This window comes from Dermacoccus sp. SAI-028, from assembly GCF_004346775.1.
In the GTDB taxonomy this organism is placed as follows: domain Bacteria; phylum Actinomycetota; class Actinomycetes; order Actinomycetales; family Dermatophilaceae; genus Dermacoccus; species Dermacoccus nishinomiyaensis.
Genome location: NZ_SMFS01000001.1, coordinates 830,659 through 854,827, shown reverse-complemented (window position 1 = coordinate 854,827; position 24,169 = coordinate 830,659). Strand labels below are relative to the sequence as shown.

Sequence of the window (24,169 nt, the reverse complement as noted above, 5' to 3'; positions counted from 1 at the left end):
CCGAAACGCAAAGAGCGCAGTGGCTGCAGGCCTGGGGTCGAAGGCTCAGCGGCGGTACCGCACCGCCCCGTCCTCGAACCGGAACCCGATCGGAAACTCCGTGGTGATGACGCCGTCGGCGTCGTTCACATGCACCGCGTCGGCGTACTCTGCCGCCTCCTCGGCCGTCGCGAACACCCCGAGGACGGTGTTGTGGGGCGTCTCGTCGTGCTGAACGATCCAGACGCTCTCCCGGTTCTTCTTCATGGCCCTACTCTGCCGCACGCGAAACGGCCGGCCACCCTCGTTCGAGAGTGGCCGGCCGTTCGTCGATCGTCAGCTGATCAGGTCAGCTCTTGTTCGCGTTGCGAACACGCGACGCGGTGCGCGCGCGCTCACCGGCGTTGAGCACGACCTTGCGGATGCGCACGGCGGTCGGGGTGACCTCGCAGCACTCGTCCTCACGGCAGAACTCGAGGCTCTGCTCGAGGGAGAGCTGACGCGGCGGGATGACCTTCTCGAAGTTGTCGGCGGACGACGCGCGAACGTTCGTCAGCTTCTTCTCCTTGGTGATGTTGACGTCCATGTCGTCGGCGCGGCTGTTCTCGCCGACGATCATGCCCTCGTACACCTCGGTGCCCGGCTCGACGAACAGCGTGCCGCGCTCCTGCAGGTTGACCATCGCGTACGACGTGACGGGGCCCGTGCGGTCGGCGACGAGCGACCCGGCGACGCGCGTCGTGATGGTGCCCGCCCACGGCTCGTAACCCTCGGACGTCGAGTGCGCGATACCCGTACCGCGCGTCTCGGTGAGGAACTCGGTGCGGAAGCCGATGAGGCCACGCGCCGGGACGACGAACTCCATGCGGATCCAACCGGTGCCGTGGTTCGTCATCTGCTCCATGCGGCCCTTGCGGGCAGCGAGCAGCTGCGTGATGGCGCCGAGGTACTCCTCGGGCGTGTCGACCGTAAGGCGCTCGAACGGCTCGTGCAGCTTGCCGTCGATCTCACGCGTGACGACCTGCGGCTTGCCGACGGTCAGCTCGAAGCCCTCGCGGCGCATCTGCTCGACGAGGATGGCGAGCGCCAGCTCACCGCGGCCCTGCACCTCCCAGGCGTCGGGACGCTCGGTCGGCAGGACGCGCAGCGACACGTTGCCGATGAGCTCCTTGTCGAGGCGGTCCTTGACGAGACGCGCGGTCACCTTCGTGCCGCGCTCCTTGCCGACGAGCGGCGAGGTGTTCGTTCCGATCGTCATCGAGATCGCGGGCTCGTCGACCGTGATGAGCGGCAGCGGCTCCGGGTTCTCGGCGTCGGCGAGGGTCTCGCCGATCGTGATGTCGGGGATGCCGGCGACGGCGATGATGTCGCCGGGGCCCGCGGCCTTCTCGGACGGCTTGCGCTCGAGGCCCTCCGTCATGAGCAGTTCGGTGATCTTCACCTTCTGCTGCGTGCCGTCGGCCTTGCACCACGTCACCTGCTGGCCCTTGGCGATCTCACCGTTGAACACGCGCAGCAGCGCGAGTCGGCCGAGGAAGTTGTCCGAGTCGAGGTTCGTCACGTGCGCCTGCAGCGGCGTGCCCTCCTCGTACGTCGGGGCGGGGATCGTCTCGAGAATCGTCTTGAACAGCGGCTCGACGGAGTCACCCTCGGGCAGGCCACCGTCGTCGGGACGCACGGTCGAGGCGATGCCGTTCTTCGCCGACGCGTAGACGATCGGGAACTCGATCTGGTCCTCGTCCGCGTCGAGATCCATGAACAGTTCGTAGACCTCGTCGATGACCTCGGCGATGCGGCTGTCGGGACGGTCGACCTTGTTGATGCACAGGATGACGGGCATCTTCGCGTCGAGGGCCTTGCGCAGCACGAAGCGCGTCTGCGGCAGCGGACCCTCGGAGGCGTCGACGAGCAGGACGACACCGTCGACCATCGACAGACCGCGCTCGACCTCACCACCGAAGTCGGCGTGACCGGGGGTGTCGATGATGTTGATCGTGACGAACTCACCGTCGTCGAGGCCCGCGACCTCCTTCGCGGCGGGGCCCGCGTAGTGGATCGCGGTGTTCTTCGCGAGGATCGTGATTCCCTTCTCACGCTCGAGGTCACCGGAGTCCATGACTCGCTCTCCGGTGGTCTCGACGGTGGCGCGCTCGGCGAACACGCCGGCCTGCCAGAGCATCTTGTCGACGAGGGTGGTCTTGCCGTGGTCGACGTGGGCGACAATGGCGACGTTGCGAACGTCGTTACGAGACTTCAAAGCCATGCTTGCCATTGTCGCAGGGTTTTCGACCTGCCGGGGACGCGGTCCATCCGAGGGTCCGCAAGGCCGCGCCCTCGGGGTGCGGATGATGGACGCACCTGATGGTTCGACCGGCCGCAAGGCCGCGCCCTCGGGGTACGGGCCGAGCCGAAGCCAACGTGACCGGACTCATCGAAGCCTCACCTACGTGGCGCTCGCATCGTCGATCGCGCACGATGCGCGTCATGACGACCACGACTCCCCACAGCGGCGAGGCCCACGATGCCGGGCATGCCGCGAAGCTCAACTGGCTGCGCGCCGGCGTTCTCGGAGCCAACGACGGCATCGTCTCCGTCGCCGGCCTCGTCATGGGTGTCGCCGGAGCGACGGCTGAGCGCACCCCCATCATCATCGCGGGTGTCGCGGGCATCGTCTCTGGTGCGCTGTCGATGGCCGTCGGCGAGTACGTCTCCGTCTCGACGCAGCTCGACAGCGAGAAGGCGCTCCTCGCCAAGGAGAAGCTCGAGCTCGCCACGATGCCCGACGAGGAACTCGCCGAACTGACGCAGATCTACGTCGACAAGGGTCTCGATGAGACCCTCGCTCGCGAGGTCGCCGTCCAGCTCACCGAGAAGGACGCGCTGCGTGCGCACGCCGACGCCGAGCTCAACCTCGACCCCGACGACCTCGCGAACCCGTGGACGGCCGCCGGTGCGTCGTTCGTGTCGTTCGCCCTCGGTGCTCTCATCCCGCTACTCGCGATCCTGCTGCCGTCGCCGTCGCTCAGGGTGCCGGTGACGGTCGTCGCCGTCGTCATCGCGCTCGCGATCACCGGCTTCGTCAGCGCCCGCATCGGCGGGGCGAAGCGTGGACGCGCCGTCGCCCGCAACGTCGGCGGCGGCGTACTCGCCATGGCCATCACCTTCGGCGTCGGTTCGCTCGTCGGCACGGGCGTCGCCTGAGCTGTCTGACCTGAGCGGCTGTCTGACCTGTACGACCGGCGGGTCTGCCCGGGTGTCCGCATCTGCCCGGCTGACGCTGCAGCTGCAGCTGCTCGGCCCGCCGGCCGCACGTCAGGGTCGGGCCTATGTACCGGCCGCGGGGGCTTCAGCCGTCGCGCGGGTCGACGAGACCGGAGCCCTCGGGCGCGTGGGCGGGGTCGGTGCCGCGTTCGACGATACGGTTGTCGCCGTCGACGAACACGACACGCGGCTCGTGCGTCGCGACCTCGTCGGGACCGAACATTCCGTACGCGATGAGGATGACGGTGTCCCCCACCCCGACGAGGTGAGCGGCGGCACCGTTGATGCCGATGCGCCCCTCACCCGCAGGGCCGGCGATGACGTAGGTAGTGAGTCGGTGGCCGTTGTCGACGTCGACGATGTCGATCTGCTCGCCCTCGACGAGGTCGGCGGCCTCCATGAGGTCGGACGAGATGGTGCACGAGCCGACGTAGTGCAGGTCGGCGTGCGTGACGGTCGCGCGGTGAATCTTGGCTCGCATCAGGGTGCGCAGCATGAGGGCCTCCTCCTCGAAAACGGCCTCAAGCGTACGTCCACGAGGCGTCGTCCCCCAGGAAGCGGAGGACCGCCACCCTGCGGCAGGCGATCACCGACGTCTCGACAGGTCACCCCAGAGGCGGAGGCCTACGGACTCGCACGTCGCGTGGCGGCGTGATGGGATCGAGGCATGCCCCGACTCGGTGACCTCTCCGCCCTGGCCGGCCGCTCGTTCGCGGCCGTGCTGTTCGACAACGACGGCACGCTCGTCGACTCGACGCCCGCCGTCATCCGCTCATGGGTCGCGTGGGCGCGCGAGTACGACATCGACCCGCACCTGCTCGGCCAGCATCACGGGGTGCCGGCGTCGGGCATCATCGCGCAGATCGCGCCGCATCTGAGCCCCGGCGAGGCGGAGGTCGCGCTGGCCCGCATCACGGCGATGGAACTCGCAGACACGGACGGGGTCGTCGCGCTGCCCGGAGCCGTCGACGCGGTCGCGGCGCTGCTGCCCCGTCGGTGTGCGGTCGTGACGTCGGCGACGCATGAACTTGGGTTGGCGCGCCTGCAGGCCGCGGGCATCCCGCTCCCGGACGTGGTCGTGACGTTCGACGACGTCGAGCACGGCAAGCCGCACCCCGACCCGTTCCTCGTGGCTGCCGAGCGTCTCGGGGTCGCCGCCGAAGAATGCCTTGTCGTCGAGGACGCACCAAGCGGTCTGCGCGCGGCGAAGGCCGCAGGATGCGCGACGCTCGCGCTGACGTCGACGACGAACGTCGCCAACCTCGACGCGACAACGGACGCCGACGCAATCGTCGATTCCCTTGCTGCTGTTCGCTTTTCAGTGACGAACTCTACGGTGCAGATCGCGACACCTTGACCCTGCGGGGCGGCGCGGCACCGCACCCCCGCGGGCTCCTGTCGAGGCAGTACAGCCTGAATACACGCGGCGGAAACTCCCAAGCTCGGGCCCCGGAGGCCCGCGGGGTCGCGGGTCGGCTGCCAAACTCCCAAGCTCGGGCCTCTGAGGCCAGCGGTCACGTGACGAGCCCTCCCCGCCTGTCATTCGATGTTCATGTTCACTGCACCGGCAAGGTGCTCCACACGACGGAACAGACCGGGCCGGCGGCGTAGCGTTGAGGTCATGAGCGATCGCGTTGTTCTCATCGGTGCCGGTGACGTCGGGGTGGCGTACGCGTACGCCCTCGTCAACCAGGGTCTCGTCCACGAGTTGTCCATCATCGACATCAACACTCAGAAGGTGACGGGCGAGGTGATGGACCTCAACCACGGCGTCGTGTGGGCGCCGTCGCCGACGCGCGTGACGGTGGGGTCATACGACGACTGCGCCGACGCCGACCTCGTCGTCATCACCGCGGGTGCGGCGCAGCGCCCGGGTGAGACGCGGCTCGACCTCGTCGGGCGCAACGTCGAGATCTTCCGCTCGATCGTCGGCTCCGTGATGGATACGGGTTTCGACGGCATCTTCCTCGTCGCCAGCAACCCGGTCGACGTGATGGCCTACGCCACCTGGAAGTTGAGCGGTCTGCCGTCCGAGCGTGTCATCGGTTCGGGCACGACGCTCGACTCGGCGCGCCTGCGTTTCATGCTCGGCGAGCTGTACGACGTCGCACCGTCGAGCGTGCACGCGTCGATCATCGGTGAGCACGGCGACACCGAGGTGGCCGCACTGTCGTCCGCGAACGTCGCGGGCGCGCCGCTGTCACGTGACCTCGAGAGCGTGCCGGGGCGCCGTGAGGAGATCGAGCGTGTCTTCACCGACACGCGTGAGGCGGCCTACCGCATCATCGACGCGAAGGGTTCGACGTCGTACGGCATCGGCATGGCCCTCGCGCGCATCACCCGCGCCATCCTGCGCGACGAGTACACCGCGCTGCCGGTCTCGACGAAGCTGCACGGCACGTACGGCATCGACGACCTGTTCATCGGTGTGCCGACGGTGCTGGGGCGCAGCGGAGTCAAGAGCGTCGTCGAACTCGACCTGAACGACGCCGAACGCGACGCCCTCGCCCACTCCGCCAAGGTACTCAGCGGCGTCGTCGACTCGACGGGGCTACGCGACTGAACGCTCCGAGACGACGACAGACGACGAAAGGGGTTGTGGAGGTTTGCGCGTCTGAGCGCACGAACCTCCACAACCCCTTCGCCGGTGGGAGGGCTCGTCAGGCGGACGGGTGCGTCATGTCGGCGGGCACGACCCAGCGGTCGAAGTCCTCGCCCGTCACGTCGCCGGACGCGAGCGCCGCTTCGCGCAGCGTCGTGCCCTCCTTGTGCGCCTTCTTAGCGATGGCGGCGGCCTTGTCGTAGCCGATGTGACGGTTGAGCGCCGTCACGACCATGAGGTTCGAGGCGAGGTTGGCGTCGATGCGCTCCCGGTTCGGCTCGATGCCACGTGCGCAGTGCGCGGTGAACGAACGACACGCATCCGAGATGAGGCGGATGCTCTCCAGCACGGCGTGCGCCATGACGGGCTTGAACACGTTGAGCTGGAAGTTGCCCTGCGAGCCGGCGAAACCGACCGTCGCGTCGTTGCCGAACACGCGGGTGGCGACCATCGTCATCGCCTCGCACTGCGTCGGGTTGACCTTCCCCGGCATGATCGAGCTGCCCGGCTCGTTCTCCGGGATGACGAGTTCGCCGATGCCGTTGCGCGGCCCGGACGCGAGCCAACGCACGTCGTTCGCGATCTTCATGAGCGCCCCGCCGAGCAGCCTGAGCGACGAGCTGACGGCGACGAGCTCGTCGTGCGCCGACAGCGACGCGAACAGGTTGTCGGCCTGGTGGAAGCTCTCGCCCGTGATCTCGGAGATCTTCTGCGCGGCGAGCATGCCGAAGTCGGGGTGCGCGTTGAGCCCCGTACCGACGGCGGTGCCACCGATCGCGAGCGCCCGCGTCGCCTGCTCGGCCTGACGCACCTGCGACAGCGCGAAGTCGAGCTGCGCGACCCAGCCGCCGATCTCCTGACCGAGACGGATCGGCGTCGCGTCCTGCAGGTGGGTGCGCCCGACACAGATGACGTCGTCGAACTCCTTCGCCTTGGCGTCGAGCACGTCACGCAGCTCGGTGACGGCCGGATAGAGGCGCTCGACGAGGTCGAGGACGACGGCGATGTGCATCGCCGTCGGGAACGTGTCGTTCGACGACTGACCGCGGTTGACGTGATCGTTGGGGTGAACGGGCTTCTTCGAGCCGCGCTCTCCGCCGGCGAGTTCGATCGCGCGGTTGGAGATGACCTCGTTGGCGTTCATGTTCGACTGCGTGCCGGAGCCTGTCTGGAACACGACGAGCGGGAACTGATCGTTCAGCTTGCCGTCGATGACGTCGTCCGCGGCCTTCTCGATGAGCTCCGCGACGTCCTTCGGGAGCTGCTCGAGATCGGCGTTCGCCTGCGCGGCGGCCTTCTTGAGGATGCCGAGTGCCCGCACCATGACGGGCCCCCACACGAACGTGTCACGGCCGATGTCGAAGTTCTCGATGCTTCGCTGCGTCTGCGCGCCCCAGTAGGCGTTCTCGTCGACCTCGATCTGACCCATGCTGTCGGTTTCGATGCGCTTGACCATGCCTCCAGCTTAGGCACGCCTCACCACGATCGCGAACGCCCGGAGGGGTGCGCGGCGAGGCCACCCTCGTCGTCAGCGCCCAGCCGTAACCCTCTGCGTCCTGATGCACCCGGGTGCACTTGGACGCAGGTGGGCGGGGAGGTCACAACCAGTCGTTGTGGCGGAAGATCGCGTAGAGCCCGCCCGACAACGCGACGATGACGACGACGCTCATGACGAGCCCCGAATGCGCCTGGAAACCGGGGTAGGGCACGTTCTGGCCGAACCAGCCCGTCACGGCCGTCGGCACCGAGATGATCGCGGCCCACGCTGCGAGTTTCTTCATGATCGTGTTGAGCCGCGCGTCCTGCAGCGACAGGTTCGTCTCGAAGACGGTGCTCACCATGTCCCGCAGCGACTCGGTCCACTCCGAGGCACGCAGCACGTGGTCGTACAGGTCGTCGTACCAGGCGTCGAGCGGCCCGCCCGTGCGCCCGCGGTGACGCATGAGCGCGTTGACGACCTCACGCATCGGCAGGACGACGCGGCGCAGCGCGACGAGATCCTTGCGGATCGCGTACGTCGTGCGGACGAACTCGCTGCCGGTGCGCCGCTCCGCGAACAACGTCTCCTCGAGGCCCTCGAGAGCGTCGTCGAGCGACTGGATTGTGTCGAAATGGCCGTCGACGACGTAGTCGAGCAACCCGTGCACGAGCGCGCCGCTGCCCTGCGTCATGAGTGAGGCGGAATCATCCCAGCGCTTCACGACCTCACCCATGTCGAACGCTTCGCAGTGCGGCGAGCTGACCCTGATCGTGATGAGCGCCCGCGGCAGCACGATGCCGCTGATGCGCGTGACGCTGAGGTGGCTGCGCCCGTCAGCGTGCTCGGCGAGGGTGTCGGTCGCGAGCTGCGTGGCGTACACGGTGAAGAACAGATGGTCGGCGTGAGCCGTCACCTTGGCGCGCTCGTGCGGAGCGAGAGCATCCTCGACCACAGTCCCGCTCACGCCCAACCGCAGGACGAGCTGACGCAGTTGCTCCGGCGACGGGTCGAGCAGGTCGACCCAGACGAGGTTCTCCTCGTCGCGCATCGCGTCGGCGAGCGCACCCGCCTCGATGGAGCGCGCCTTCGTCTCTTTCCTGCGCCACACCCGCGCGTCAGCGATATCGAGACCCTCGATCATGACGGCTCACCGGCGCGCGGGGGGTTCGAGCGAAGCGGAGCAGGACGAATCATGAGCGCATTGTGACGCATCGCCCCGACAAGACGCTGTGGATCGCGCCGACAGGACGCTGGGATCGTCGCGGCCCGGTTCACGGGGCGGAAGCACCCACGGACCATCGCGCTACTCGCTTCGTCGTTCGTCGCGGCCCGCTCACGGGTCGCAGGCCCTAGGCTGACGGCATGTCCTTCACGGAGTACTTCAGCCCTGACCGTTTCGACTCCCCCGCCACCGAGGACGACCTCACGCACGCCGAGAAGAAGCTCGGCGTTACCTTTCCCGACGACCTGCGCGCCTTCTGGCTGACGACGGCGACGTACAACGGCAACGTCCACATGGCCGACGGCACCGACGGGCCCTACCTGCGCGTGCTGCACCCGAGTTCGGTGACCAAGACCGGCGACATCGTCGTCTTCGGCCGCGGCGAGGACTGGGACTTCGGCGTCGTCCCCGGTCACCCGACGCGCTGGGTCGACGTCGAGCGCGACAGCGGCGAGGAGCTCAGCGAGCTCGGCGCCACGTTCGTCGGCTTCCTCGAGTCGCTTCGCAACGAGCACGCCGAGCAGGACGACCTGTTCGCCTGAGGGCGGCGATCAGGGCGCTATGACGCGCCCACGCTGACCATGACAACCGGGCGTCAGGCGTGATGACGGCGCCGGGCGCGGCGCGTGGTGCGTCATCACGACGCATCGGCGGGGCGCTGCTCCGTCGTCACTGCGCCTCGAACCACTCGGTCCACGAGCGCCCGCGGTCCTCGGAATGGCGGGCATCTCGACACCGGCGAACCTCCAGTGCCACCGCGCCGGCACACCCGTCAGAGCGTCTCGACGAGCCGGATGCGCTGCAGCACGACGGGCGTCGCATCGTCGACGACGAGGTCGGGGTCGCCGAGCTCGGCCCGCATCGCGTCGGAGGCCCAGAAGCGCTCGTGCGCCCCGCGCCATTCGTCGACGCTGCGGTACCCCTCCCCCTCGTCGACGGCGTGCTCGAGGTCGACCTCTCCCAGCGGGACGACGCGCACCTCGACTGTCTCGGTGACGCCGACGGGCATCCCCGCCGACGAGATGAGCACCTCGCGCTCACCGACTCGCGGCAGTTCATCGTCCACTGAATACGCGGCTGCCAGGGATGATGTCGCCGTCTTGGCACCGCGAAGGATCGGCGCGAGCAACGCGTCCCGTTGCGGGCCCGCGAACCCGTACAGACCGGGTCGGGCACCGGGCCACTGCGCGTCGATCGCGATCTGACGAAGCCTCTCCACGTAGCTCTCCCAGGAGAACTCGTCGCTCCACGGCAGGTTGGGGTTCGCCTCACGCATGCCGACGCGTCCGTCGAGCAGTTCGCGCAGGACGTCGACCTGCCCCGCGTGGCGGGCCACCTCCACACTCAGGTGGACGAGTACGCGGTGCAGGGTGACGTCGGGCTGCGGCCACCACGGCACGTGGCCGGCGGCGTCGAGGTCGAGGCTCGCGATCGTCTCGTCGGCGTGTGCGACGGCCCGGCGGTAGAGGCGCACGACGCTCTCCACGGTCTCGTCGGACGTCGCCCACAGGTCGGCGTTGGGCTCGGCGTCCTGCCCCATCCACGGCAGCTCCTCGCCGGGGCGGTCGAAGACATGCCCGAGGTAGCCGTACTCCATCGCTGCGAGGTGCTTGACGATGCCGAGCAGGTTCGACCCCGTCGACGTCATCGGCCAGCGCAGCTGCCACTCGTCGAGGCCCTCGAGCTTCCACAGGATCGCCGAACGCAGCGAGTCGAGGTACGTCTTCAGCGTGGCCTTGTCGTCCATTCGACCAGGGTAGGTGGCGGCGGTGACAATGGAGCGCATGCCCACCTCGACTCCCACGACGTCGTTCACCGCAGCGCAGAGCCACGCCCTCATCCGCTCGGTGTTCGGCATCTTTCTCGTCAACGGCCTGATGATCGGGGCCTGGGGCGGTTCGCTGCCCGGCCTCCGTGAACGCCTGCACACCGACGCGTCGGGGATCGGGCTCGTCCTCCTGCTGGCCGGGGGCTCCGCGATCGTGGCCATGCAGGTGAGCGGCCGCGTTTCCGACCGGTTCACACCGCGCCTGCCGTCACTCGTCGGCGGAGTCGGCCTCGCCATCGGGTTGCTGGTGGTCGCGTTCGCCCCGAACTACCCCACCCTCGTGGTCGGCGGCGTGATGATCGGCGCGTGCAACGGTGTCATGGACGTCGCGATGAATGCCCTCGGCGTCGACGCCGAGCGGGCCTCCGGTACGGCGATCATGAGCCGGTTCCATGCGTTCTTCTCGCTCGGAGGTTTCCTCGGCGCCCTGCTCGTCATGGGCTCGGCGAAACTGCAGGGCGGCGACGGGGCTGATCCGAGGTGGGCCCTCGTCGCGGCAGCGATCTTTGCCGGGGCGGGGCTCACCGCACTGTTCGCTCTGACGCCGCAGGCACCGCATGTCGAGGACAGCACGGACGACGCCGCGCCGATCAGCCCCAGGAGCGGCGACGCACCGCCGCGACCCGGCATCCCGCCGCAGGCGTGGCTGCTCGGCGTCATGGCCTTGTTCTTCGGGTTCACGGAGGGCACCGCGATCGACTGGGCCTCGATCCACGTCACGGACGTCGCGCACGTCGACCCGGGGGTCGGCGCGGCCGGTCTCGTCTGCGTGTCCGCGACGATGGTCGTCATCCGGCTGCTCGGCGACTCACTCGTGGCACGATTCGGGCGCGCCGCCGTCGTGCGCTTCGGCGCGCCCGTCGCGGTGGCCGGGTTCGGCGTCGTCATCACCACGTCGTCGCTGCCGCTCATCCTCGTCGGCTGGCTGCTCGTCGGGTTGGGTGTCGGCATGATCGCCCCGCAGATCTACGCCATCGCCGGCCACATCGGCGGCGGCCGCGTGCTCGCCATCGTCACCGCTTTCGGCTATACCGCGTTTCTCGCCGGGCCCGGCATCATCGGCTTCCTCAGCAACCACTTCGGCATCCAGCGCGCGATGATCCTGCCGTTCGTCGCGGGCCTGCTGTTGACGGGGCTGACGTTCACCGCGGCGTTGCGCGACCCACAGGAGAGCTGACGCCTCGTCCCCGCCGGGTCAGTCGAGCGCCTGCCCCCGACGTTCGGGCAGCGCGAGCGCGGCAAGCGTCGCGACCGCGAAGGCTGCGGCGATGACACCGAACGTCCAGCCCTCGCCGTGATGGGTGAACACCCAAGGCACGACGAGCGGCGCCACGATCGAGGCGATGCGCCCGAACGCCGTCGCGCCGCCGGCGCCGCCCGCGCGCATGAGCGTCGGGTAGATCTCGGGCGTGATGGCGTACAGCGCACCCCACGCGCCGAGGTTGAAGAAGCTGAGCGCGCACCCGGCGGCCATGATCGTCGTCTCCGACGTGGCCTGACCGAACAGCAGCGCCGACACCGTCGAACCTGCGAGGAAGAGCGCGAGCGTCGGTCGGCGTCCGATCTTCTCCACGCACACCGCAGCCACCGCGTATCCGGGCAACTGTGCGATCGTGATGACGAGGGTGAAACCGAACGACTTCGCCACCGGGAAGCCGTTCGCGACGAGGAATGTCGGGATCCACAAGAAGGCCCCGTAATAGGCGAAGTTGACGCCGAACCACGTCGCCCACAGAGCGGCCGTCCGCGTTCGATACGGCGCGGAGAACGGGCTCGCGGGCTCTGACGTTCTGGTCGTCTCGCCGTCGACGGTGGTTCCCTGCGCGCCCGCGTGGGTGTCGGCAGCGTCGTCGAGGTGCGCGCCGTCGCTGCGCTGCGCCGGACCCGCCGCGGCCTCGAACGAGCGCACGATGCGCTCGGCGTCGTCGTCGCGGCCGGCCCTTTCCAGGAAGCGCACCGACTCAGGCAACCCACGACGCACGTGGATCGCGTAGAGAGCGGGCACGAGCCCGAGCGCCATCGCCCAGCGCCACCCGTTGTCGTGCGGCACGATCGTGAATCCGATGACGGCCGCGAGCAGCCACCCGAGCGCCCAGAACGACTCGAGGGCGACGACCATCCGTCCACGCAGGCGCTTCGGGGCGAATTCGCTCACCAGGGTCGAGGCCACCGGGAGTTCCGCGCCGAGGCCGAGCCCGACGACGAAGCGCAGGGCGCACAGGACGAGGAAGCTCGGTGCGAGCGCCGACAGACCCGTCGCGAGGCCGTAGACGACGAGTGTGCCCGCGAACACGGTGCGGCGCCCGATGCGGTCGGCCAGGGCGCCGCCGACACCGGCGCCGATCGCCATGCCGACGAAGCCGATCGAGGCGAGCACCGACAGGTCGCCGGTCGTCAGCCCCCACTCCTTCTTGACCGCCACCATGAGAAAGCTGATGAGCCCGACGTCCATCGCGTCGAGCGCCCAGCCGACGCCCGAACCGACGAGCATCGAGCGATGACGCGCCGTGAACGGCAACCGATCGAGCCGCTCGGTTCGACTCGCGGGAGCCGAGAGTGGGGTGGGACGGACCGTCATGGCGCCGCTCTTTTCGTCACATGGGAAAGAAAGGAATGACGTTCACCCTAACGCCTTTGTGTCATGACGATGAATAAAACGTCACGCCGACTTTCGGCGGGGCACGAACGCGAGCAGCGCAACGGCTGCGACGACGGTGAGGCAGCACAGCGTCGCGTAGGTCGTGGCGCCGGCGACGAAGCCTGCGCCGATGCCGCGCCCGCTCCGGCAAGCGAGACGAGGACGTCGCACGTGCCCTGCGTGCAGGCGCGGGTGGCGCTGGAGGTGGCGTCGACGAGCATCGTCGTGCCGGCCAGCAATCCAGCGTTCCAACCCAACCCCAGCAGCACGAGCGCCGCGATCATCACATCCCCTTGGCCGCCGCCCTCCCCGGTGAACTCCCCCTGCTGCGTGGTTGGTGCTGGCCTCGTTGGATTCGCGGGTGGGTCTGGCGGTCGAGGATGTGGCGCTGAAGGCGCAACTGTGCCCCACCCCTGGTGAGGTGTCGGGGTGGACGCGACGGGGACTGCTGCACGGATAGGTGACATCGACTCTGTGGTGCCGTTCGGTGCCGCAGGAGAGGATGTGCACCATGCCCAAGCCGTACCCCAAGGAGTTCCGCCAGAACGTGATCGAGGTCGCTCGCTCTCGTGAGGCCGGGACGACGTTGAAGGAGATCGCGAAGGACTTCGGGATCTCGGAGTCCTGCCTGACGAACTGGATCGCCATCGCTGACCGGCAGGACGGGAACAAACCCGCCGCCGCGGTGAGCGACTCTGGTGAGTTGCGTGAGGCTCGCCGTCGGATCCGGTTGCTCGAGCAAGAGAACGAGGTGCTACGCCGCGCTGCGGCGTACCTCTCGCAGGCGAACCTGCCGGGAAAATGATGTACCCGCTCGTCCGTGAGCTGGCCGCCCAGGATGCCCCGATCAGGGTGCCTGTGACGGTGACGTGCCGGGTCCTGAAACTTGCCAGGGCGCCGTACTACCGGTGGCTGGCCAACCCCGTGACCGACGCCGACTGGGTGGAAGCGCACCGCGCGAACGCGTTGTTCGATGCACACCGTGACGACCCGGAGTTCGGGTACCGCCTCCTAGCTGACGAGGCCCGCGACGCCGGGCAGGAGATGTGCGACCGCACCGCGTGGGCGATCTGTTCGAGCAACGCGTGGTGGAGCGTGTTCGGGAAGAAGCGCGCGAAGAAGGGCCGGCCCGGCCCGCCGGCGCACGATGACCGCGTCCAGCGTGACTTCACCGCGACCGGCCCGAACCAGCTGTGGCTGACCGACATCACGGAGCACCGCACCCGTGAGGGCAAGGTGTTCATGTGCGCCGTCAAGGACGTGTGGTCCAACCGGCTCCTCGGGTACTCCATCAGCTCGCGGATGAAGGCCCGCCTGGCCGTGCAGGCGTTGGAACACGCCGTGGACACCCGCGCCCGAGCGGGCGTCGACGTGGCCGGCTGCATCGTCCACAGCGACCGCGGGTCCCAGGGCGGATTCAACTGGTCGTCGCAACACCTTGACGTGGAAGGTGTTGGCGATGGCAGCGAACGACAGGGACCAGAGCACGAGGGACGCGCCACAGGTGTTGCGGCGCCAGTGGCGTGCAGATCGAGCGTTGCGCCCACCGATGCGTTCCCCTGGGCGCCCACGCCAGTCACCTTCGCGGCGAGTCGAACGGCAGTTTTGGCGCCAGATCGCCACGGGCGTCACAACGGCGGAAGCCTGCCTCGCGGTCGGCGTGTCGTGCCCCGTCGGTGCGCGCTGGTTTCGACACGCTGGCGGCATGCCACCGATCAGCCTGGCCGAGCCGTCCGGGCGCTATCTCAGTTTCGAAGAACGTGAAGAGATCGCGATCCTGAACGCCAAAGGCGTCGGCGTCCGCGCGATCGCTCGCCAGCTGGGGCGTGATGCAGGCACGATCAGCCGTGAACTACGCCGTAACGCCGCCACCCGTAGCGGCCGAATCGAGTACCGGGCCACGGTCGCGCAGTGGAAAGCGCAAGAAGCAGCGAAACGCCCGAAGATCGCGAAGTTGGTTAGGAACGAGCGTCTACGCGACTACGTCCAAGACCGCCTCGCCGGCGGGGTCACCCATCCTGACGGCACGCCCGTGGCAGGCCCGGCCGCGCCGGCGTGGAAGGGGTTGAACAAGCCGCGCAGGCAGGATCGGCGCTGGGCCAGTTCGTGGAGCCCGGAGCAGATCAGTCATCGGCTGCGGTTGGACTTCCCCGATGATGAGTCCATGCGCATCAGCCATGAGGCGATCTATCAGTCGTTGTTCATCGAAGGGCGCGGCGCGTTGAAACGCGAACTCGTCGCCTGTCTGCGCACCGGCCGCGCGTTGCGTGAACCGCGGGAGCGTTCACGGAACAAGCCCCAGGGCCATGTCAGCGCTGAGGTGGTCATCAGCCAGCGGCCCGCCGAAGCGCAAGACCGTGCCGTGCCAGGCCATTGGGAAGGCGACCTCATCATCGGTACCGGCCGCTCCGCGATCGGCACGCTCGTCGAGCGTCGTAGCCGCACCACGATCCTCGTACATCTTCCTCGACTTGAAGGCTGGGGTGAGCAGCCGCAGGTAAAGAACGGCCCGTCGCTGGGCGGCTACGGCGCGCAGGCGATGAACAAGGCGTTGAGCGCGTCGATCACGTCGCTTCCGCAGCAAGTGCGTCAGACGATCACGTGGGATCGGGGTAAGGAACTGTCCGGGCACGCCCAGTTCACGCTGGAGACCGGCACGCGCGTGTTCTTCGCCGACCCGCACTCGCCGTGGCAGCGCCCGACGAACGAGAACACCAACGGCGTGCTGCGCCAGTACTTCCCCAAGGGCACTGACCTGTCCCGATGGAGCGCGAACGACCTTGAAGCTGTCGCTCACACCCTCAACAACCGGCCACGCAAAGTCCTCGGCTGGCGAACCCCCGCAGAGGTCTTCGACGAGCAACTACGATCACTCGAACAAGCCGGTGTTGCAACGACTGGTTGAACCTGCCCAGTTCCGGTCCCGCAAGTACCTGCGCGCCCTGTCCCGGCACGACCTGCTCGGATCCATGGGACAAGTCGGCTCGAGCGCGGACAACGCCGCCATGGAGAGCTGGTTCGCACTCCTGCAGAAGAACGTCCTGGACCGCCGAACCTGGGACACCCGCGACCAGCTGAGGCTGGCCATCGTCACCTGGACCGAACGGACTTACCACCGCCGACGACGCCAAGCCCGCCTCGGCAAGTTGACCCCCATCGAGTACGAGACCATCATGACCACAGCGGCCACCCAGGCCGCATGACCAACATGTCACCTATCCGTGCAGCAGTCCCGCTCCCACTACGGCTTCGACGCGTTCTACTGCCAGCCAGGCATCGACGGCGCCCACGAGAAAGGTGGCGTCGAGGGCGAGGTCGGCTGGTTCCGCCGCAACCACCTCACCCCCATGCCCGACGTCGCCACCCTGGACGAACTCAACGACAAGATCCGTGCCTGGGAACACGATGACAACACCCGCCGCATCACCGGCCACGCCAACACGATCGGGCAGGACTACCACGCCGAACTCCCACACCTGGCACCGTTGCCAGCAGACGACTTCGACCCCGGCCTGATCCTCCACCCCCGCGTCGACCGCTCCGCCCTGATCACCGTCCGCATGGTCAAGTACTCCGTCCCCGCACACCTGATCGGGCAACGCGTCCGCGTCAGCCTGCGGGCCTCGTGCGTGGTCGTCTTCGAAGGCCGCACCATAGTGGCCACCCACCCACGCCTCGGCACCCGTGGGGTGACCCGAGTCGAGCTGGACCACTACCTAGAAGTCCTACGCCACAAGCCCGGTGCGTTCCCAGGCTCCACCGCCCTGGCCCAAGCCAGAGCGGCGGGGGCATTCACCGCAGCCCACGACGCGTTCTGGGCCGCAGCCCGCAAGACCAGCGGTGACGTCGCAGGCACCCAAGAACTCATCGACGTGCTCCTGCTCCACCGCTCCCTCCCCGCCGAGGCGGTGATCGCCGGCATCACCAGCGCCCTGTCGGTCGGCGCGATCAGCCCCGACGTCGTCGCCGTCGAAGCCCGCCGCCACGCCACCACCCACACACCCATCCCTACCACCCCGACCAGGCGGGGGACGGTCGTGAACTTGCCACCACGACGCCCCACCGACCCGCACCAGGTCATCGCGCACCTACCCGAGGACACTCGACCCCTGCCCACCGTCACCGCCTACGACGAGCTGTTGCGACGTCGCCAACCGGCCACGGATCCCGCCACCACCGCACCCAAGACAGGAACCCCATGACCACCACCAGCACCCGCCCGACCGGTCTTCGTCGTCGTCAGGGCCTGACCGAACAGGCCGCGCAGGCCGCGATCGACCAGGCCTGCCGCCGGCTCCGGCTGCCCACCATCCGCGCCGTCGTCGACGACGCCGTCGCGGTCGCCACCAAGGAACAACTCACCTACCAGGGCTTCCTCGCCGAACTCCTCCTGGCCGAGGTCGACGACCGCGACCGCCGCTCCACCCTGCGCCGCATCAAGAGCGCCGGCTTCCCCCGCGAGAAATGGCTTGCCGACTTCGACTTCACCGCGAACCCCAACATCAACCCCGCCACCATCAACGAGCTCGCCACCGGCGACTGGATCCGCCGCGGTGACCCGCTGTGCCTGATCGGGGACTCCGGCACCGGCAAATCCCACCTGCTCATCGCACTCGGCACCGCCGCCGCCGAGCAGGGCTACCGCGTCCGCTACACCCTCGCCACCCGCCTGGTGAACGAGCTCGTCGAAGCCGCCGACGAGAAACAACTCACCAAGACCATCAACCGCTACGGCCGCGTCGATCTCCTCGTGATTGACGAACTCGGCTACATGGAACTCGACCGGCGCGGCGCCGAGCTGCTGTTCCAAGTCCTCACCGAACGCGAGGAGAAGAACGCCATCGCGATCGCCTCCAACCAGTCCTTCTCCGCCTGGACCGACACCTTCACCGACCCCCGCCTGTGCGCAGCGATCGTCGACCGCCTCACCTACAACGCCACCATCATCGAAACAGGCACCAACTCCTACCGCCTCGCCCACACCCGAGCCCGGCACCGGACCCCCGCAACAGGCGCGTGACATCACTACTTTGCCGATGTGCGGACCTTCCTTGCGAATGCGGCACCGGAGGTCTCCGCAAGCGGGTGTTGCGTTCGAGCGCGCTCGAAGCCGTAGCGTCACCGACATGAACCTCGAGCTGGAACAGGCCCTCCGCCTCGCCACCGACCCACCCGGCGGGATCTCGGTCGAGGCACTGAAAGATCTCGTTCGCGACGACCCCACGACGTGGTGGGACATCGCCGAAGCAGCCGACCACCTGGACGTCACCGTCCACACGCTGCGCTACTACGAACGCATTGGCATGGTCGCCGTCGCCAGAGACGACGTCGGGCACCGCCGCTACGACTCACCCGCCATCCGCCGCCTGATGTTCATCACGCGCATGCGCACCGCAGGAATGACGATCGCCGACCTCAAGGAGTACCTGAACCTGGTCGACGCGGGACGACAGACCATCCCCCAACGACTCGACCTCATGCTCGAACACCGCGACACCCTGCGCCGCCAGATCGGCCAACTCCAACTGGCCCTCGCGGCGACCGAATACAAGATCGCCACCTACCAGGAAGGCCCGACACCATGACCACCCTCGGCACCCTCACCGCGTCCCCGATCGGGTTCGGCTGCATGGCCCTGAGTCACATCTACGGCGGCACCACCGACGCCCAGGCCCGCCGGACCCTCGACGAGTCGATAGACGCGGGCATCACGTTCCTGGACACGGCCGACGTCTACGGGGAGCCCCGTGCCGGCAGCAGCGGCCCAGCCGGGACGAACGAGGAGATGCTCGCACCCCTGCTCGCCCGCCGCCGCGACGGAGTGCAGCTGGCCACAAAGTTCGGCATCACCGGCATCACCCTTGGTGAGGACCACCGAGGGCAGAAGTCCACCGACGGACGTCCCGAGTACGTGTCCCAAGCCTGCGACGCGTCGCTGCGCCGCCTCGACGTCGAGACCATCGACCTGTACTACCTGCACCGCACCGACCCCGACATCCCCATCGAGGAGACCGTGGGCGCCATGGCGCAGCTCGTGACCCAGGGCAAGGTACGTCACCTCGGCCTGTCAGAGGTCACCGCGGACGAACTGCGTCGAGCCCACGCGACGGCCGCGATCACGGCCGTCCAGTCCGAATGGAGCCTGTGGTCGCGTGATGTCGAGGCTCACGTGGTCCCGGCCTGCGCGGAACTCGGGATCGGATTCGTGCCCTACAGCCCCTTGGGACGAGGCTTCCTCACCGGCACCCTCACCCCCGCGCAGATCGCGACCGACCTCCGCGGCCGCACCGAACGCATGGGGGCCGGGTGGGATGCCAACCAGCAGGCTCTCGCGATCGTCACCCGCGTTGCCGCCGAGATCGGAGCCACCAACGCCCAGATCTCCCTGGCGTGGCTGCTGCAGAAGGCAGAGCAGTTCCGAGTCGCCTGCGTCCCGATCCCAGGTTCACGCACGGCATCCCGCATGATCGAGAACCTCGGCAGTGCAGACATCGACCTCACGCCGACCCAGATGGACCTCCTGGACCACATCGCACGCACCGTGCACGGTGATCGCAACATCTCCGACGATCCCCGCTGGATCAGCTCCGGACGGGAGCAGTGACGCGCCAACATCCGCTTCTGCCGCGACGAGATCACTGACCTCATCTCGCCATTCAGTCTCCGGTGTTGCCGTCGATCTGTTCGCGCAGGAGATCGAGGTGGCCCAGGTGGCGGGCGTACTCCTCGATGAGGTGAACGAGAATCCAACGCAGGTTGACGTGCGCCGGGGTGGGCGCCCCCCAGGCCCGGACGCTGAGCTCATCTAGTGTCGGGGCAGCCGAGTAGGTGCTGTTCGCGTTAGCGATGGCCTTGTCGAACCACGCACGCAGGTCTTTGCCCGAGTCGGCGTCCGCTTCCCACTCCCAGTCACCCTCAGCCTGCTGCCAGCCCGAGCGCCACGGCTCGTCCAGCTCCCCGACATCCTGCCCGGCGAAACAGCCGCGGGCCCACCATGTCTCGCAGCTGGCCAGGTGCTTGATGATCGCGCCGATGCTCATCATCGATGGATGCCCGGCCAAGCGGGTGCGCAGCTGCTGGTCGTCCAAGCCCTCAGTCTTACGGCGCGCGACACTGCGCTGGAAGTCGAGGAATGACGTCAGGGTTGATCGTTCGTCACTCGCGGGGGCGATGTCGGGCAAGGGCGTCGTCACAGCCAGGAGCCTACCGAACGAAGCCGAGAGAGGCCCGCGCTCAAGGGCCCAGGCGCTCAGCCCGTCAGCTGGCATAATGCGCCCGGCCGACACGCTCTCCTGCCGCGTTGGGTCACTGCTCCAACATTCGGTGTCCCAACGACATCTGGAGGCGCACCAGGTAGCCGTCGGGGTCCTGCACGAGGAACTGGCGAACACCCGCCTACTCGCTCGGACTGAGGCGGTACCACTTCACTTCCGGCTCCATGAACAAGGGCCAGGCCGCCTCACGGAGCTGCCTGAGTTGCACGGCAACATCGGGCACGGAGATCTGGAAGTTGATCCCGCGCCCCAAGGGAAGGTCGAAGGGCGCCGTTCGCCGCGTCCTGCCGATGTCGGCCTGGTCGAGCATGAGGTGAGCGCCGCCGAGAGCGCGAGGTAGGCGAAGCCCTCCTCGGCCTGCGGTAAAGCACGGCGAAGCCCAGCAGGTCACACCAGAACCGGACGGACACGCTGCAGTCGGTCACGGCCAGTTCGGGCACAAGAGACGGTTCAGCACTCATGATCACCAGCCTCCCAGAGCGCATTCCCGAGCGCCCTGCGCTACCGCTGATCTAGCGCCAGATGGGGCCACGTGGGGCCGTCATCCCGGGGCCGGATGAAGTTGACATAGCCAGTAGAGGCTCTGGTGTGCCCCGGGGCGATTCAGTCCGGGCGGATCCGCGGTCGTCGACCTTGGTCATTCGCGGGGACCAGAGTTTGGGCTTTACGAGGAGGTATCCTTAGCGCGAATGAAGGCCACTTCCCGCAGAGCTGTCAAGCCCGCAGCGGTCTCGATGCCTTCAAGGACGGTCGTAGCCCTAAAGGCATCCGGCCATCGTCTCGACCGGGTTCCTGTGCCCAGCCCCTCGGTCGCCTCAGGGCGGCGGCAACCAATGGATCTTGACCTACCGATTCTCCAATTAGTCGCGACAGGGACATCGTCGTCTTATGAAGGACGCTTCACCGTGCAGCGGGGGCGTGGGCCCTGGAGCGAAAGGTGGTCGTCCTAGCCCCCGCGATACTTCGCGGGCAATAGTCTTTCGATCTCAGGCACGTTCGCCGGGGCGCACGGCCTGAGCTCGTGCCAGACCACCACCATGAGGGCCAGGGTGGACCCTGGCTCGTCGTCCATCTTGAAGCCACCGCTGGGGTAGTCAGCGGCAAACCTTTCGATAACATCGAGCGGCAACCGAATCTATTCAGACTTCCGACTGAGCATTGGCGTCTCGCAGGCTCGACCCAGCGCATGAAGTGCCTTGTGAACCTGGTCCACGCGAAGCTGAGGTGGGTGCTGCCTTGGAACTGGAAGCCTGTACGGAGCGAGGTTGCCTTCACTCGACGAGGTCGGTGGGGTCATTTGAGGCTCGTGACGAAGGAGCAACTGCGCCGCTATCGCCGTCACTGAGAACCTGGCCTCCGTATTCAACGGTCTCCGCCGCGCCGCGGGACCTCGCCCGGGCGACCACTCGACTGGCTCTGACGAGTCATGTCCTACGGTGAATCAGGATTCTGACTTCGTCCACGGCTCGGACTGTGTGAGTGAGTACAGGTACGCCATCGCGGGGACGACGATGATCGCGGCTAGGACGACGACGCCGAGCAGTGCGGCGAGTGTGGCTGGTGACCCGGCGGCATCGGCAATGCTGACTTGGTCGACAAGTAGCCAGGGGTACTGGGCTATGCCCCAGCCGAGTACCACCGCCGCGCCGGCAAGCACCGCGGTGAGGCGCGCCGCCGGGAAGCGGCGCGCGACCAGGAGCACCAGTGTGGCGAGACCCGCCACGGCCGAGATGCCGATCAGGGGTGCCGCCTTCCCGGTCAGACCGGCGTAGAGAGTCGGGGCGTCGTGCTTGATGGGCACCAGAGCGACGAACACGATCAGCCCGGTCGTGACGCCCACGGCCAGGGACCGGATCCGTAGCTGTGCCGTGAGCACGAATGCACTGGCGCGGGCGGCGTCGGCCACGAGGAACACCCCGGCCAGGAAGGTGCAGGTGCCGACCGCGATGAGGCCCCCGAAGATCGAGGTGGGGTTGACCCAGGAGTCGATCAGCGGGCCGCGTCCGGTCGCCGGCACCCGGCCCGACGCGATCGCCCCCGCGACACAACCGAAGAAGAACGGTGTGATCAGCGAGGAGGCAGCGAAGAACGCGCCGAACAGCCGTGCCTGGGCGAGGGTGGCGGCGTACTTGCGGAAGGCGAACGAGGCTCCGCGCAGGACGATCCCGAGCAATGCCAGCAGCAGCGGGATGATCAGGGTGCTCATCATGGCCGCGAACGAGACTGGGAACGCAGTCCACCAGGTCACCAGGCAGAAGATCAGCCACACGTGGTTCGCCTCCCATACCGGCCCGATGCTGTGGTCGATGAGGGTGCGCAGCTCGGCTCCCGACGCGGAGCCACCCGCGGTCAGGTCGAAGAATCCGGAGCCGAAGTCGGCGCCGCCGAACAGCGAGTAGGCCAGCACGCCCACGAAGAGCGCGGCGGCAGCGGCCAGCGCGAGGGTCATCGGTCGGTTCTCTGAGTGTCGGAGAGTCGCGCTTGCGGTCCGTAGGGGCTGGGCAGGTCCAGCTCACCCGAGCGCCAGCGGCGCGCCATCGACCGGAGCACGACGTAGGCGCCCACCGTCATGGCGGCGTACACCAGGAACGTGACCCCGAACAGCCACCACAATCCGGAGTTGCTGCCCGCCGCCTCGGTGGTGCGCAGCACGCCGAACACCGTCCACGGCTGCCGACCCACCTCCGTCGCGATCCACCCGGCCTCCAGAGCGATGATCGCGAGCGGACCCGCCGCCGCGGAGAACCGCAGGAACCAGCGGTTCTCGAGCAGGTCACGATCGCGCCAGCGAGTCCACCAGAACAGCACCACGGCCAGCGCCAGCAGGGTGCCGATCCCGACCATCGACTGAAAAGCCAAGTGGGCAATGTTCACCGGCGGCTGGTCTGCGACCGGGATCGTATCCAGGCCCTGGACCGGGGTGGTGAAAGAGTTGCGAGAGATGATCGATCCGAGCAGCGGGATGTCGATCGCCCCCCGGACCTGACCATCGACCAGGACACCGCCCAGACGCAAAGGGGACGGGCTCTCGGTCGTGGTCGCGAGCTCGAACGCCGCCAGCTTCGAGGGTTGGGTGCCACCGAGCCGTAGCCCCAGCAGGTGCCCGATGAAGGGCTGCACCAGCGCTGCCGCGCTAGCGAAGACGAACGGGACGCTGAACCCGAGCCGGTGGTGCGCATCGACGCGGCCGCGGAGCATGCCCACCGCGTACACACCCGAGACCAGGAAGCCCACGACCATGAACGCGCCCACCCACATATGCGCGAACTGGCCCCAGACCCCGTCGTTGAAGAACGCACGCCACGGCTGGACGTCGGTGACTTCACCGTTGACCATCCGGAAACCCGTGGGGTTGTTCATCCAGGCATTGACCGCGATCACGCTGAACGTGCCGACGACCCCCGAGATGGCCATCGGAATCAACATCAGAACGTGCCGATTCGGGGGCATCCGGCCCCAGCCGTAGAGGTAGATGCCGAGAAAGATCGCCTCAACGAAGAAGGCCAGCCCCTCGACGGCGAACGGCAACCCCAACACGTCGCCGAAGCGACCCATCAGACCGGGCCACAGCAGCCCCATCTCGAAACTCAACACGGTGCCGGAGACCGCACCGATGGCAAACAAGACCGCCGCTACCTTCGACCAGCGCTGCGCCAGGCCCAGTGCCACCTGGTCGTCGCGGCGGATCCCCCGCGAGTGCATCACCAGGATCATCGCGGGGAACGCCACCCCGAAGCAGGCCAGGATGATGTGCCATCCCAAGGTCATCGCCATCTGCTCGCGCGCCGGCAGCAACCCGGCAGGGTCGGCAGTAAGTACCTGGAGCAGCGCGTCGCGGGTGACCACGGTCCCGACGGTACGTGCGCACAGCCGCGAACCGGTCAC

Annotated in this window: 22 protein-coding genes and 2 pseudogenes; 13 read left to right on the top strand and 11 right to left on the bottom strand. The window is 67.9% G+C overall.

Features of this window, described 5'->3' with window-relative positions; genetic code table 11:
• Positions 1-45 precede the first annotated feature (45 nt).
• Both EDC82_RS04000 and typA read right to left on the bottom strand, forming a co-directional pair.
• Positions 46-246, bottom strand: a complete 201-nt coding sequence (locus EDC82_RS04000) for a hypothetical protein (protein WP_062255822.1) — start codon at positions 244-246, stop codon at positions 46-48.
• 82 nt (positions 247-328) lie between these two features.
• Positions 329-2,242 carry a translational GTPase TypA gene (typA, locus tag EDC82_RS03995; RefSeq protein ID WP_040015152.1) on the bottom strand — a complete coding sequence of 638 codons (1,914 nt, stop codon included), beginning with the start codon at positions 2,240-2,242 and terminating at the stop codon, positions 329-331.
• A 212-nt stretch (positions 2,243-2,454) separates the two neighbouring features.
• Between typA and EDC82_RS03990 the strand changes: the two genes are divergently transcribed.
• Entirely contained in the window at positions 2,455-3,180 is a 726-nt protein-coding gene (locus EDC82_RS03990) for a VIT family protein (protein WP_131941992.1), read from the top strand.
• 145 nt (positions 3,181-3,325) lie between these two features.
• On the opposite strand, the gene panD is transcribed toward EDC82_RS03990, so the two are convergent.
• Positions 3,326-3,736: an aspartate 1-decarboxylase gene (gene panD, locus EDC82_RS03985; RefSeq protein WP_006947480.1), complete on the bottom strand. Its 411-nt coding sequence runs from the start codon at positions 3,734-3,736 to the stop codon at positions 3,326-3,328.
• Between the two features lie 171 nt (positions 3,737-3,907).
• Here panD and EDC82_RS03980 point away from each other — a divergent pair, with 171 nt between their 5' ends.
• Positions 3,908-4,597, top strand: coding sequence for an HAD family phosphatase (locus EDC82_RS03980; protein WP_074040382.1), 690 nt, complete (start codon positions 3,908-3,910; stop codon positions 4,595-4,597).
• A 264-nt stretch (positions 4,598-4,861) separates the two neighbouring features.
• On the top strand, positions 4,862-5,803 hold the full coding sequence (locus EDC82_RS03975) for an L-lactate dehydrogenase (RefSeq protein ID WP_006947407.1): 942 nt from the start codon (positions 4,862-4,864) through the stop codon (positions 5,801-5,803).
• A gap of 97 nt (positions 5,804-5,900) precedes the next feature.
• Here the strand turns inward: EDC82_RS03975 and fumC are convergent, their stop codons facing one another.
• Together fumC and EDC82_RS03965 are read right to left on the bottom strand one after the other, a co-directional pair.
• The gene (fumC, locus tag EDC82_RS03970; RefSeq protein WP_006947470.1) at positions 5,901-7,298 is read right to left on the bottom strand and encodes a class II fumarate hydratase; all 1,398 of its coding nucleotides are present in this window, start codon (positions 7,296-7,298) and stop codon (positions 5,901-5,903) included.
• Between the two features lie 142 nt (positions 7,299-7,440).
• Positions 7,441-8,463, bottom strand: coding sequence for a magnesium transporter CorA family protein (locus tag EDC82_RS03965; RefSeq protein WP_006947435.1), 1,023 nt, complete (start codon positions 8,461-8,463; stop codon positions 7,441-7,443).
• 221 nt (positions 8,464-8,684) lie between these two features.
• Between EDC82_RS03965 and EDC82_RS03960 the strand changes: the two genes are divergently transcribed.
• Positions 8,685-9,086, top strand: coding sequence for an SMI1/KNR4 family protein (locus EDC82_RS03960; protein ID WP_006947443.1), 402 nt, complete (start codon positions 8,685-8,687; stop codon positions 9,084-9,086).
• A 230-nt stretch (positions 9,087-9,316) separates the two neighbouring features.
• Here the strand turns inward: EDC82_RS03960 and EDC82_RS14480 are convergent, their stop codons facing one another.
• A complete protein-coding gene (locus tag EDC82_RS14480; RefSeq protein WP_074046208.1) occupies positions 9,317-10,291 on the bottom strand; it encodes a DUF664 domain-containing protein in 975 nt (324 codons plus the stop codon).
• 37 nt (positions 10,292-10,328) lie between these two features.
• On the opposite strand from EDC82_RS14480, the gene EDC82_RS03950 reads away from it, so the two are divergent.
• A complete protein-coding gene (locus EDC82_RS03950; RefSeq protein ID WP_231729349.1) occupies positions 10,329-11,549 on the top strand; it encodes an MFS transporter in 1,221 nt (406 codons plus the stop codon).
• 18 nt (positions 11,550-11,567) lie between these two features.
• Here the strand turns inward: EDC82_RS03950 and EDC82_RS03945 are convergent, their stop codons facing one another.
• A complete protein-coding gene (locus EDC82_RS03945) occupies positions 11,568-12,950 on the bottom strand; it encodes an MFS transporter (protein ID WP_062255834.1) in 1,383 nt (460 codons plus the stop codon).
• A gap of 81 nt (positions 12,951-13,031) precedes the next feature.
• Positions 13,032-13,181, bottom strand: a complete 150-nt coding sequence (locus EDC82_RS14475) for a hypothetical protein (RefSeq protein WP_156444873.1) — start codon at positions 13,179-13,181, stop codon at positions 13,032-13,034.
• 340 nt (positions 13,182-13,521) lie between these two features.
• Here EDC82_RS14475 and EDC82_RS03940 point away from each other — a divergent pair, with 340 nt between their 5' ends.
• The 8 genes and pseudogenes from EDC82_RS03940 to EDC82_RS03905 all read left to right on the top strand — a co-directional run bounded on the left by EDC82_RS03940 (position 13,522) and on the right by EDC82_RS03905 (position 19,614).
• A complete protein-coding gene (locus EDC82_RS03940) occupies positions 13,522-13,815 on the top strand; it encodes a transposase (RefSeq protein WP_062256098.1) in 294 nt (97 codons plus the stop codon).
• Complete coding sequence (locus tag EDC82_RS15235; RefSeq protein WP_131940465.1) at positions 13,812-14,774, top strand: DDE-type integrase/transposase/recombinase; 963 nt, start codon at positions 13,812-13,814, stop codon at positions 14,772-14,774. Before EDC82_RS03940 ends, EDC82_RS15235 begins: the two co-directional genes overlap by 4 nt.
• Positions 14,716-15,915 carry an IS30-like element ISPfr14 family transposase gene (locus tag EDC82_RS03930; protein ID WP_083803176.1) on the top strand — a complete coding sequence of 400 codons (1,200 nt, stop codon included), beginning with the start codon at positions 14,716-14,718 and terminating at the stop codon, positions 15,913-15,915. Before EDC82_RS15235 ends, EDC82_RS03930 begins: the two co-directional genes overlap by 59 nt.
• A gap of 4 nt (positions 15,916-15,919) precedes the next feature.
• A pseudogene (locus tag EDC82_RS03925) lies at positions 15,920-16,213 on the top strand (IS3 family transposase); the annotation flags it as partial.
• Positions 16,214-16,243: 30 nt separating this feature from the next.
• Positions 16,244-17,212, top strand: a pseudogene (locus EDC82_RS03920) (IS21 family transposase); the annotation flags it as partial.
• Entirely contained in the window at positions 17,209-18,030 is an 822-nt protein-coding gene (gene istB, locus EDC82_RS03915) for an IS21-like element helper ATPase IstB (RefSeq protein ID WP_131940676.1), read from the top strand. The pseudogene EDC82_RS03920 and the gene istB, both read left to right, overlap by 4 nt.
• Positions 18,031-18,136: 106 nt before the next feature.
• Entirely contained in the window at positions 18,137-18,595 is a 459-nt protein-coding gene (locus tag EDC82_RS03910) for a MerR family transcriptional regulator (protein ID WP_006945485.1), read from the top strand.
• Positions 18,592-19,614: an aldo/keto reductase gene (locus EDC82_RS03905; RefSeq protein WP_006945543.1), complete on the top strand. Its 1,023-nt coding sequence runs from the start codon at positions 18,592-18,594 to the stop codon at positions 19,612-19,614. The genes EDC82_RS03910 and EDC82_RS03905 overlap by 4 nt, the downstream gene beginning before the upstream one ends.
• 52 nt (positions 19,615-19,666) lie before the next feature.
• Here EDC82_RS03905 and EDC82_RS03900 read toward each other — a convergent pair whose 3' ends face one another.
• The 3 genes from EDC82_RS03900 to EDC82_RS03885 all read right to left on the bottom strand — a co-directional run bounded on the left by EDC82_RS03900 (position 19,667) and on the right by EDC82_RS03885 (position 24,130).
• A complete protein-coding gene (locus tag EDC82_RS03900; protein WP_006945548.1) occupies positions 19,667-20,203 on the bottom strand; it encodes a DinB family protein in 537 nt (178 codons plus the stop codon).
• Between the two features lie 1,522 nt (positions 20,204-21,725).
• Positions 21,726-22,733, bottom strand: a complete 1,008-nt coding sequence (locus EDC82_RS03890) for a cytochrome d ubiquinol oxidase subunit II (protein WP_006945483.1) — start codon at positions 22,731-22,733, stop codon at positions 21,726-21,728.
• Positions 22,730-24,130: a cytochrome ubiquinol oxidase subunit I gene (locus EDC82_RS03885; RefSeq protein WP_006945486.1), complete on the bottom strand. Its 1,401-nt coding sequence runs from the start codon at positions 24,128-24,130 to the stop codon at positions 22,730-22,732. The genes EDC82_RS03890 and EDC82_RS03885 overlap by 4 nt, the downstream gene beginning before the upstream one ends.
• Positions 24,131-24,169 lie beyond the last annotated feature (39 nt).

Bases quoted from the DNA above. Each gene is read 5' to 3' on its own strand.
- EDC82_RS04000 (WP_062255822.1), bottom strand. From the start codon at position 246: ATGAAGAAGAACCGGGAGAGCGTCTGGATCGTTCAGCACGACGAGACG.
- typA (WP_040015152.1), bottom strand. From the start codon at position 2,242: ATGGCTTTGAAGTCTCGTAACGACGTTCGCAACGTCGCCATTGTCGCC.
- EDC82_RS03990 (WP_131941992.1), top strand. From the start codon at position 2,455: ATGCGCGTCATGACGACCACGACTCCCCACAGCGGCGAGGCCCACGAT.
- panD (WP_006947480.1), bottom strand. From the start codon at position 3,736: ATGCTGCGCACCCTGATGCGAGCCAAGATTCACCGCGCGACCGTCACG.
- EDC82_RS03980 (WP_074040382.1), top strand. From the start codon at position 3,908: ATGCCCCGACTCGGTGACCTCTCCGCCCTGGCCGGCCGCTCGTTCGCG.
- EDC82_RS03975 (WP_006947407.1), top strand. From the start codon at position 4,862: ATGAGCGATCGCGTTGTTCTCATCGGTGCCGGTGACGTCGGGGTGGCG.
- fumC (WP_006947470.1), bottom strand. From the start codon at position 7,298: ATGGTCAAGCGCATCGAAACCGACAGCATGGGTCAGATCGAGGTCGAC.
- EDC82_RS03965 (WP_006947435.1), bottom strand. From the start codon at position 8,463: ATGATCGAGGGTCTCGATATCGCTGACGCGCGGGTGTGGCGCAGGAAA.
- EDC82_RS03960 (WP_006947443.1), top strand. From the start codon at position 8,685: ATGTCCTTCACGGAGTACTTCAGCCCTGACCGTTTCGACTCCCCCGCC.
- EDC82_RS14480 (WP_074046208.1), bottom strand. From the start codon at position 10,291: ATGGACGACAAGGCCACGCTGAAGACGTACCTCGACTCGCTGCGTTCG.
- EDC82_RS03950 (WP_231729349.1), top strand. From the start codon at position 10,329: ATGCCCACCTCGACTCCCACGACGTCGTTCACCGCAGCGCAGAGCCAC.
- EDC82_RS03945 (WP_062255834.1), bottom strand. From the start codon at position 12,950: ATGACGGTCCGTCCCACCCCACTCTCGGCTCCCGCGAGTCGAACCGAG.
- EDC82_RS03940 (WP_062256098.1), top strand. From the start codon at position 13,522: ATGCCCAAGCCGTACCCCAAGGAGTTCCGCCAGAACGTGATCGAGGTC.
- EDC82_RS15235 (WP_131940465.1), top strand. From the start codon at position 13,812: ATGATGTACCCGCTCGTCCGTGAGCTGGCCGCCCAGGATGCCCCGATC.
- EDC82_RS03930 (WP_083803176.1), top strand. From the start codon at position 14,716: ATGCCACCGATCAGCCTGGCCGAGCCGTCCGGGCGCTATCTCAGTTTC.
- istB (WP_131940676.1), top strand. From the start codon at position 17,209: ATGACCACCACCAGCACCCGCCCGACCGGTCTTCGTCGTCGTCAGGGC.
- EDC82_RS03910 (WP_006945485.1), top strand. From the start codon at position 18,137: ATGAACCTCGAGCTGGAACAGGCCCTCCGCCTCGCCACCGACCCACCC.
- EDC82_RS03905 (WP_006945543.1), top strand. From the start codon at position 18,592: ATGACCACCCTCGGCACCCTCACCGCGTCCCCGATCGGGTTCGGCTGC.
- EDC82_RS03890 (WP_006945483.1), bottom strand. From the start codon at position 22,733: ATGACCCTCGCGCTGGCCGCTGCCGCCGCGCTCTTCGTGGGCGTGCTG.